We start from the raw sequence: 9831 nt of genomic DNA, 5'->3' as shown, positions 1-9831 counted from the left end.
TTCTCAGCTCATTAAAAATGAGCCAAAAACTGTAAGTGAGTAAGTAATAACAACTCGTGTGTTATTGTTCAGGCAGTTCTTTCACAGGACTTCCACCTAGTGCTTGCATTAAGGTCACATAGGCATTGTATTGACTCTGCTTGGTTTCAACTAAGCTCAGTCGGGCATTCCGTGTGGTCTCTTGTGCATCAAGTAAATTCTTTAATGCAATCGCACCATTACGATAACGAACTTCAGTGAGTCGCTCAGTTTTATCCGCTAGTTCAAGATTGCGTTGTTGGAGCTGAACTTGTTGATCAAGTTGAGTGCGATTCGATAACGCATTTTCTACATCAGCAAATGCTTGGTATAACGTTTGACGATATTGAGTAATGGCTTTCTCATATTCAAGATCACTAATCGCAATATCTTTCTTCATATCATTATATTGAAGAAAGGGTAGGCTTAAACTTGCGCCTAAAGTGAGTGCTGGATTCTGCAAAAGTTGAGTCAGAGATGTACTCGAAGAACCCAAATTTCCAGTCAGATTAATCGACGGATAATAACTGGCTTTGGTTGCATCTTTACTGGCTAACGTTTTACGAAGACGTAACTCTGAGGCTTGTAAATCAGGGCGGCGAGATAAAATATCTGCGGGTAAACCAACAGCGATATTGGGTAATGCATTACGCGGTAATTTAGCAGGTTCTTGAATGTTCAGTTGTTGTACAGGTTCATGTAGCAGTACAGCGAGAGCAGTACGTGTTTCTACACGTTGTTGTTCGATCTGACTCAAACTTGCTTTTTGGCTTTGCACAGATTGTTCAGCTTGCGTGAGATCTAAGCCAGAAACCGCACCCGCTTTATATTGCGATTGAACTAAATTATAAATCTTTTGAGTCGAGGCTAAGTTTTGTTGAACGGTTTGATAGCGTTCATTGAGATAGCCCAATTGCCAATACAGTTTTGCAGTTGTTCCTACCAAACTTTGTGCCGTTGCTTGTAAGTCTTGAGCACTAGCGAGCGCTTCCCAACGACTGGCTTCTGTTTGATTGGCGAGTTTTCCAAACAAATCGAGTTCATAACTTACACCGACACTAGCAGATAAACCACGATCTGAACCATCGCCTGAACGTAGATCATAGTTATGACCTGTCGATACACTTGAGCTGGTGCGGATGCCTTGCTGATTTGCTGCCAAGCCAGCTTGTAAGCGGGCTTGTTTCAGTGTGATACCTGCAACACTTAGATCACTATTCGTCGCCAAGACTTGATCAATCAATTGATTGAGCTGAGTGTCATTAAATAATGTCCACCATTGGTCTGTAAGCGCTACGCTTTTATTGGTTTGCGCATCGTATTGGTATTGCTGCGGAACTTGTACAGATGGTGCGTTGTAAGGTGTTTTGACAACAGCAGAGCAGCCAGCTAGAGAACTTGTGAGTGCTAATGCAAGTCCTAATTTGTTTAAATGAAAAGACATACTCAAATTCCTTATTCTCTTGCTAAAGCTGCAACTGGATCGAGTTGTGCTGCATTTCGTGCGGGTAAGAAACCAAAAACAATACCGATCAAACTTGAGCAGACAAAGGCTGCAACAATGGATGTGGTTGAATAACTCATCTCAATGATGCCCTTGGCAAAGTGCCCGATAATTTGTCCAATACCTAAAGACAGGAGTACACCGAGTACACCACCCAGTAAGCAGACCAAAATTGCTTCGATCAAGAACTGCTGCAAAATATCACTTTGTCGAGCACCGACCGCCATACGGACACCAATCTCTTGGGTTCGTTCCGTCACAGAGACCAACATAATATTCATTACGCCAATTCCACCGACGACCAGTGAAATCACCGCAATCGCTGAAATCAACAATGTCATCGTTGCAGTGGTCTGTTGAATCGTTTCACGAATACTGTCTGAGTTTTGAGTGAAGACATCTTGTGCGCCGTGGCGTTGCTCAAGCAAAGTCAAAATCGCATTTTCAGCCGCACTACTTGGATATTCATCTTTAATACGAACAATGATGCTACGTACATTAGACTGACCTAACATGCGGCTCATGACCGTTGAATAGGGGAGATAGACATTTAAGCTGTCTGAATTTCCCATAAAGCCTTTTTCTGCATCAATCACACCAATGACACGACTTGGCACACTACCCAATAAGATCACTTGTCCGAGCGGATTAGTTCCATCCGCAAAGAACGTTTTTTCAGTATTGGTATCGATGACCACGTCTTGCGCACGTTGAGTCACGCTGTCTTTATCAAAAGCTTGTCCAGACTTAAAGGTCATGCCTCGAACATAGAAGAAGTCGGAACTCACACCATTGACAGTTGCTGAGGCTTCCGTTTCTTTAAAACGTAAAGTGACGCTTGTATTCACAGAAGGGCTGACACCATCGACATAGGGTTGCTCAGCTAAAGCTTCACCATCGGCAGGAACGAGGGTCTTGGTTTGTGATGCTCTTGAGTTATCACCAAAGCCACGACCTTGATATACGGTAATAGTGTTGGTTCCGAGACTGCTGATATTTTCCAAAATCTGTTTTTGTGAACCATTACCGAGCGCAACAACGGAAACCACAGAGGCGATCCCGATAATGATTCCAAGCATGGTCAAAAAGGTTCGCATTCGATGTGCATTCATGGCAAGCAGTGCCATACGGAATGCTTCACCCAAGCGATCTAGAAAAGATCGCCATGCAGAGGTTTTCTTTTGAGGTGTTCTTTGTAATGTTTGACGATCTAAATCGGCATCATCATTTTCAGGTGTATTTGCGCGGTCTGAGATGATATTACCGTCACTAATCTCAATAATACGTGTCGCATTTTTTGCAACATTCATATCATGGGTGACTAAAATAATAGTATGACCTTTGGCATTGAGCTCACGCAAAATACGCATCACTTCGATACCACTATTCTTATCCAATGCACCTGTGGGTTCATCGGCAAGAATCACATCGCCACCATTCATCAGCGCGCGTGCAATCGAAACACGTTGTTGCTGCCCACCTGAAAGTTGGCTTGGACGATGATGTAGTCGCTCTTCTAACCCAAGTTCAGAGAGCAATTCAGCTGAACGCTCTTGACGTAGATGGCTCTCTACACCCGCATAGATCGCTGGAACTTCAACGTTACCCGATGCAGTTAAATCACCAAGCAAATGATAGCGTTGGAAAATAAAGCCAAAATATTCACGACGTAATTGTGCAAGTTCATCAGGTTCAAGCTGTCTCGTCTCACGGCCACTGACTAGATAGCTTCCGTCTGTTGGTTTATCCAGACAGCCCAAGATATTCATTAAGGTTGATTTACCTGATCCTGATTGCCCAACAATCGCAACCAATTCACCTGCATAAATCTTTAAATCAATGCCTTTGAGAATTTGTACTGTACCTTCACCCGCAGGGAATTCCCGAGTCAGTTTGCTGACCTCAAGTAGCGGCTGTGATGAATGTGTTTGATTTTGAGTCATATTACATTCTCATTGCACGTTGATTGCTACGTTTTGCTGATTCATTTGAACTATCAGTTGCATCAGCAATCACAACTTGATCACCTTGTTTAAGTCCTTTCAGGACTTGCGCTGTCACGCGGTTATTAAGACCAATCAGAACAGGTTGAGGCTTCGCCGTGCCATCAGCTTGCAAGACACGCACCATGCCTGTTGTCGCTTTACCTTGAGACACGAGTGCTTTTTCTTGATCGGTTAACTCTAAACGTTTTGGACGTTGTGCATTTGCTGTTTCAGGTTTTTGTGTGGTATCAGTTGATGCATTATTTTTACTGCTTTGTTTTTGATTTGAACGCTTGCTTTGAATCGCAGCCGCAGGAATGGTTAACGCATTTTTTGCTTCCGCTAATACAATATAAACTTGTGCAGTCATATCAATACGAAGCTTGCCATCATCATTCGGCACATCAAATAAAGCGTTATAGTAAATTGCAGATGTTGAAGACGATGAACTGGTCGTCGTGCTTTCTGTATTGATTGAGTCAGGAGCTGGCTCTACTTGGCGCAAGGTTGCATAGTGTTTCTTCTCGCTATTTCCCAACGTTGTGAAATACACCGTTTGACCTTTTTCAACTTTCATGACGTCCGCTTCTGAAATTTGTGCTTTGACAGTCATAGTGTCTAAAGTCGCTAATTTCACAATGGTTGGTGCGGTTTGATTGGCGTTTACGGTTTGACCTTCCTCTGTCACGATTGCAACAATTGTTCCATTCATCGGTGCAACGATACGGGTATAACCCAAGTCTTCTTTTGCTGTCGCTAGTGTTAAGCGAGACTGCTCAATTTGTGCATTGATCGCTGCGATTTGCGCTTGAGCGGTTTTGTAATTTGCCAATGCAGTTTCAAGCTCAGCTCGAGACGTTGCATCTTGGCTATACATCGCTTGTTGGCGTTTATATTCTGCTTCAACTTTTACTAAATTCGCTTGTTGTACAGCGAGTTGAGCTTGTTGGTTTTTAATGCTTGCTTCTGCTGTTTTTAAATCATTTTCTTGGCGAATCGAATCAATTTGTGCAATTAACTGACCTTGTTTTACTTGATCACCCAATTGCACATACATTTTCTTCACCTGACCAGACACCTGTGCGCCGACACTCACCATTTTGGTTGCTTCAAGTACACCCGTCGCTAATACTGAATCTTCAATATCGCCACGAGAGACTTCTGCGCTAATGTACTGTGGTTGCTGTGCTTTGGGTTTAAAGAACATCCATCCGAGTGCTGCAATGATGAGCACGCCGATAGCGATAATAATAATTTTGCGAGATGGTATTTTTTTAGACGTTGTTTTTGGCATGGCGACAGGTCAAAAGTGAGAACTGGGCTTAGTATAAAAGTGAAATAAGGATAAAACGTGAATATTTTTAATCTAGAATGAGAATTATTTTCTATTTTTCCACATACTTATTTTATAAATATCTGATAAATACTTTCGATCCCAGCCTCCGCGTTACTTGCAAGTGCAATGCCGCCGTGCGGTGGAAGTGTGTATTCACGCGGATTGATCCGAATCAAGTTGGGTGCAAAGCGCTCACTGAAATATCGTACAGTTGGAATTGCTGTACCTGCACCGATTTCAATCACGATCGGATTGCGATGTACTTTGATGAAGTGATCCAAACGCTGACCTTGTAGGTGATGTCGATGGCTTAACCAATCATAGTCATCAAACATTAAAATATTAGGGCGTGCTAAATGACCGCAGTGAGGGCAGCGCGGTAACTCACCTAACCATTGGCACTCTTGATGATCAATTTCAGGAGAAATATTATCTGCTGACCAAATCTCTTGCTGGCAAGATTTTAGACATTGTAAATGATGAATTGAGCCATGACATTCATAGATGTTGGCCGAGTCAAAGCCCGCTTTTTGAAATTGCCCATCGACATTTGAGGTAAAGATAAAATAGGGTAGTTGTAATGTTTCTGCCAATTGCTTGAGTAAAGTAAATCCTCGATGTGGTTTAGTTTGACGATAGAGTACGAGTCGATGTCCGTAGAATCCCCATGCTAAACGTGGGTGACGTCTAAAAGCGGCAGGATTGGCTATTTCAGTAAAGTCGATTCGTTGTTTTCCAAGCTCAGGGTAAGCTTGCCACATGCCATGATTGCCTCGAAAATCAGGTAAACCTGAGTCCACTCCCATACCCGCACCTGCTGAAATGATTAAGCTGTCAGCGCGTTGAAAGGCTACTTTAATTTTCTGAATTTGATCTGGGCTTAGACCGAACATCATTGCTTTCACCTTGTTATTATTATCTTGAATTTAGATCTTATTTTAAGCAGATTGGATAAATAAAGTTTTTCCACATAATTCGCTGACAGCTTGAAGCATTAAATGTTCAGCGCTTTCTTTCGACATACCTTTAATCGATGCATCGATACGTAATAATAGCTCTGGCCAAGTGAGAAATTGCCGAGGGTTTAGGCGGCGTAAAGCTTGCTGATATTGTGAAACTTTGGTTTTCCAAATCCCGAGTTGTAATGCATTGTGTGGTTGCTCAAAAAGTTGCATCAGTAAACGCATTTCTTTACTGAGTGTCCATAAGATCAAACTGTCAGGTTCACCCGCGGCAAGTAAGTATTGGTAGATCTTGACGGATTGAGCCAAATGACCTGCCAATAATGCATCGCTTAAATCATAGGTGGTGTAGCGCGATTGATCCTGTAAACATGCATAGAGCTGCTCTATTTGAATTTGTTTAATATCTGGAAAGGTATCCGCAACGCGCATCAAACTATTTTTTGCTGCGAGGAGGTTATGCTCATGATGTTGCATTAACCATTGCCATGCATCATTGTTGAGTGTGATCCCCAATTTTTCCGCTTCGATGGTAAGGATGCGTTGACGATCTTGAGGATAGTTTGCAGTAAGCGGGACAACAACACCATTCGCTTCGACGACTTGGAAAAATGCTGACTTTAGACTGCTGCTATCCTGTTTCGGTAACACAATTAACAGTAAGTTATGTTCATTATGTTGAATATAGCTTTTAAGTAGTTTTAATCCATTTGCATCAGGTTTGATATTGCCGTGTACTTCAATCGCAAGCTGCTGAGAAAATAGTGACAAACTATTCAATGCATTAAAGACATTTTTCCAGTCATTTACACTGCTAATGTCATAGCGTTGACGCTCAACTTCTTGCTGTTGCCAGCTTTTACGAAAAGCATCTAGCAGATTTTGTTCAAGTAAAGGCTCTTGACCATGCATAATCCATGCGCCACGAGCCTCATCTACACGTTTTAATGCTTGAACATAATCTAGTTTCATAAGTCGTAATTATGACTGTGCTTTAGGTAGACGGTTTGCTGCGATTTGACGTGTGATTTGTTGTGCCACATCGTCAATGACAATCTTGTCTAAATAAGATTCTTGTTGGTTGTCGGTATTCACTGTTGCAACATCGTATTGATAACTACGAGAAGCAGTCAATGTCCGTGGTTCTGTGATTTTATTGCCTTGACGATCTTCGATTTGGAAGGTGACTGTTAGACGCAGTAATACTTCTGTCAATTTACCGTTTAGGAGTTGACGGCGAGGCGTGTAATCCAAAATACGAAGTACATAAGCATCGTTGGAGTTGCTCAGTTGTACGCCTGTTGCACTTAAATAAATGCTAAGTCGATTTTCAAGTTCATCAGTATTATCAGGTAATACCAATGTGAGCTTGTTATAAACCAACGGCGTCGCTGTTGGGTTACTGCCTTTTAAATGGAAGCCACAACCGACTAAGCCTGCACTTAGGCCTAAAGTTAATACAACTGCTGCAACACGTTGAACTAAATGCATGCTTTGTCCTTATGATATTCCATCAAACATGGAAGATTTAAACTAAATAAATTGACCATATTTTAGAATCAAAGCCCGTTGAATGACAGCGGGCTTTGATGAGGTTTTGTTTATTGCTTTTAATCTGCCTTCTTTAAAGGGAGTCTTACAAGCTTTTAAACCACCAAGTTCACGAGTTTATTTGGCACAACAATTTCTTTTTTAGTCGGGCCAGTTAAGAATTGTTGCACTTCTGGTAATGCTTTTGCCAAAGCCAATAAATCATCTTTAGACATATCGACAGCGACATCTAACTTACCACGAAGTTTACCATTCACTTGTACAACAATCGTTTGCGTATTACGTGTCAATGCAGACTCATCAACTTGAGGGAACTCAGTCGTTGTTAAATCTTGTCCAAACTGAGCTAAAAGTTTTTGGCTCAAGTGTGGTGCAAATGGAGCAAGTAAAGTGAGTAATGTTGTGATTGCTTCACGAGCAACAGCCACATCATTGTCATCTTTTGCTTCAAATTTGTTGCTAGCATTTAACAGTTCCATCAATGCTGCAATTGCAGTATTGAAAGCATGGCGACGTTCGATGTCATCACCCACTTTTTGAATGGTTTCATGGGTTTTACGACGTAAATCTTGCGCATCTGTAGAAAGATTTGCGCTATTGATTGCCGTTGCTTGATTACCTTTTTCCAAGAAGCCAGCAGCCAAACGCCATACGCGTTTCAAGAAGCGGTTAGCACCTTCAACACCTGCATCAGACCATTCTAATGATTGATCTGGTGGAGCAGCAAACATCATAAAGACACGAGCAGTATCTGCGCCGTATTGGTCAATAATGGCTTGTGGATCAATACCGTTGTTTTTCGACTTAGACATTTTTTCTTGTCCACCGATAACAACTTCTTGACCATCACCTGAATATTTAGCAGAAAGGATACGACCTTTTTCATCACGTTCTAATTCGATATCAGCAGGGTTAAACCACGTTTTTTTGCCACTTTCAGCTTCACGATAGAAGGTGTCTGCCAAAACCATGCCTTGCGTTAACAAGTTAGTAAATGGCTCGTTGCCTTGTACTACACCTTCATCACGCATCAACTTATGGAAGAAACGTGCATAAAGTAAGTGCAAGATGGCATGTTCAACACCACCGATGTATTGGTTCACTGGAAGCCAGTTTTGCGCTGCTTCAGGTTTTACCATACCGCCTGTAAAGTCAGGAGATGCGTAGCGTGCATAGTACCAAGATGACTCTACGAAAGTATCCAATGTATCTGTTTCACGACGTGCATCGCCGCCACAACTTGGACATTTAGTTTCGTAGAATTCAGGCATTTTATTCAGTGGGTTACCTGAACCATCTGGTACGACATCAGTTGGTAACACGACTGGCAATTGATCTTCTGGCACTGGTACTTGTCCACAAGTATTACAGTTGATCATTGGAATCGGGCAACCCCAATAACGCTGACGAGAGACACCCCAGTCACGTAAACGGAATTGAACCTTAGCATTTGCTAAATTCTGTGGTTCTAATTTTGCAATGAAGGCATCAAAAGCAGCTTGGAATTCAAGACCATCAAACTCGCCAGAATTTACTAATTTGCCATCTTTAGAACCGTACCATTCTTGCCATTCAGCTACTGAGTATTCAGCATCATCAGTGCCTTTAGCATCAATCACTTGCTTGATTGCTAAGTTAAATTTATTAGCGAACTCAAAGTCACGTTCGTCATGTGCAGGAACAGCCATCACTGCGCCAGAACCATAAGACATGAGTACGTAGTTTGCGATCCAGACAGGAAGTTCCTCACCTGTTACAGGGTGTTTTACAAACAAACCTGTTGCCATGCCTTTCTTTTCAGCAGTGGCTAAATCAGCTTCTGCTACTGAACCCATGCGGCATTCTTCAATAAATGCAGCTAGTTCAGGATTATTCTCAGCTGCTTTCAAAGCCATAGGGTGCTCTGCTGCAACAGCAACATAAGTCACACCCATTAAGGTATCAGCACGCGTGGTATAAACCGTTAAGTCATCTGCATAGACTTCAGTATTGGCAGAAGGGAAAGTGATTTCCATCCCTGTAGAACGTCCGATCCAGTTACGTTGCATGGTGAGGACTTGTTGTGGCCAACCATCTTTTAATGTGTCTAAATCGTCTAATAATTCTTGTGCATAGTCAGTGATGCGGAAGTAGTACATTGGAATATCACGTTTTTCTACCAATGCACCTGAACGCCAACCACGACCATTTTCAACCTGTTCATTCGCAAGTACAGTTTGGTCTACAGGATCCCAATTCACGGTTGAAAGCTTACGATAGATCAAGCCTTTTTTATAAAGCTGTACGAATAACCATTGTTCCCAGTGGTAGTACTCTGGAGTACAAGTCGCAAATTCACGGTCCCAGTCGACAGACAAGCCCAATTTTTTTAATTGGTCACGCATATACGCGATGTTTTCAAATGTCCATTTTGCTGGAGCAACTTGGTGTGCAATCGCTGCATTTTCAGCAGGAAGACCAAAAGCATCCCAACCC

The 9831-nt window shown here is 42.2% G+C and carries 7 protein-coding genes; all 7 read right to left on the bottom strand.

Annotated features, from left to right (window positions below; genetic code table 11):
- Positions 1-61: 61 nt before the first annotated feature.
- Complete coding sequence (locus B4237_RS09235; protein ID WP_278596313.1) at positions 62-1462, bottom strand: efflux transporter outer membrane subunit; 1401 nt, start codon at positions 1460-1462, stop codon at positions 62-64.
- 11 nt (positions 1463-1473) lie between these two features.
- Positions 1474-3465 carry a MacB family efflux pump subunit gene (locus tag B4237_RS09230; protein WP_278596312.1) on the bottom strand — a complete coding sequence of 664 codons (1992 nt, stop codon included), beginning with the start codon at positions 3463-3465 and terminating at the stop codon, positions 1474-1476.
- A 1-nt stretch (position 3466) separates the two neighbouring features.
- A complete protein-coding gene (locus B4237_RS09225; RefSeq protein WP_278596311.1) occupies positions 3467-4801 on the bottom strand; it encodes a MacA family efflux pump subunit in 1335 nt (444 codons plus the stop codon).
- 107 nt (positions 4802-4908) lie between these two features.
- Positions 4909-5739, bottom strand: coding sequence for an SIR2 family NAD-dependent protein deacylase (locus B4237_RS09220; RefSeq protein WP_278596310.1), 831 nt, complete (start codon positions 5737-5739; stop codon positions 4909-4911).
- A gap of 42 nt (positions 5740-5781) precedes the next feature.
- On the bottom strand, positions 5782-6777 hold the full coding sequence (gene holA, locus B4237_RS09215) for a DNA polymerase III subunit delta (RefSeq protein ID WP_007479393.1): 996 nt from the start codon (positions 6775-6777) through the stop codon (positions 5782-5784).
- A 9-nt stretch (positions 6778-6786) separates the two neighbouring features.
- Positions 6787-7296 (bottom strand): LPS assembly lipoprotein LptE, encoded by a 510-nt coding sequence (gene lptE / locus B4237_RS09210; RefSeq protein ID WP_004881660.1) that lies wholly within the window; start codon positions 7294-7296, stop codon positions 6787-6789.
- 155 nt (positions 7297-7451) lie between these two features.
- Positions 7452-9831, bottom strand: a 2380-nt coding sequence (gene leuS / locus B4237_RS09205) for a leucine--tRNA ligase (protein ID WP_286942815.1), incomplete at its 5' end; no start/stop codon positions are given.

The organism is Acinetobacter sp. UBA6526, assembly GCF_002434875.1.
Classification (GTDB): domain Bacteria; phylum Pseudomonadota; class Gammaproteobacteria; order Pseudomonadales; family Moraxellaceae; genus Acinetobacter; species Acinetobacter venetianus.
Note: the sequence above shows the minus strand (reverse complement) of the source record. Positions and strands in the feature narration are given on the sequence as shown.

Coding starts and splice junctions, on each gene's coding strand:
- holA (WP_007479393.1), bottom strand. CDS start 6,777: ATGAAACTAGATTATGTTCAAGCATTAAAACGTGTAGATGAGGCTCGT.
- B4237_RS09230 (WP_278596312.1), bottom strand. CDS start 3,465: ATGACTCAAAATCAAACACATTCATCACAGCCGCTACTTGAGGTCAGC.
- B4237_RS09235 (WP_278596313.1), bottom strand. CDS start 1,462: ATGTCTTTTCATTTAAACAAATTAGGACTTGCATTAGCACTCACAAGT.
- B4237_RS09220 (WP_278596310.1), bottom strand. CDS start 5,739: ATGATGTTCGGTCTAAGCCCAGATCAAATTCAGAAAATTAAAGTAGCC.
- B4237_RS09225 (WP_278596311.1), bottom strand. CDS start 4,801: ATGCCAAAAACAACGTCTAAAAAAATACCATCTCGCAAAATTATTATT.
- lptE (WP_004881660.1), bottom strand. CDS start 7,296: ATGCATTTAGTTCAACGTGTTGCAGCAGTTGTATTAACTTTAGGCCTA.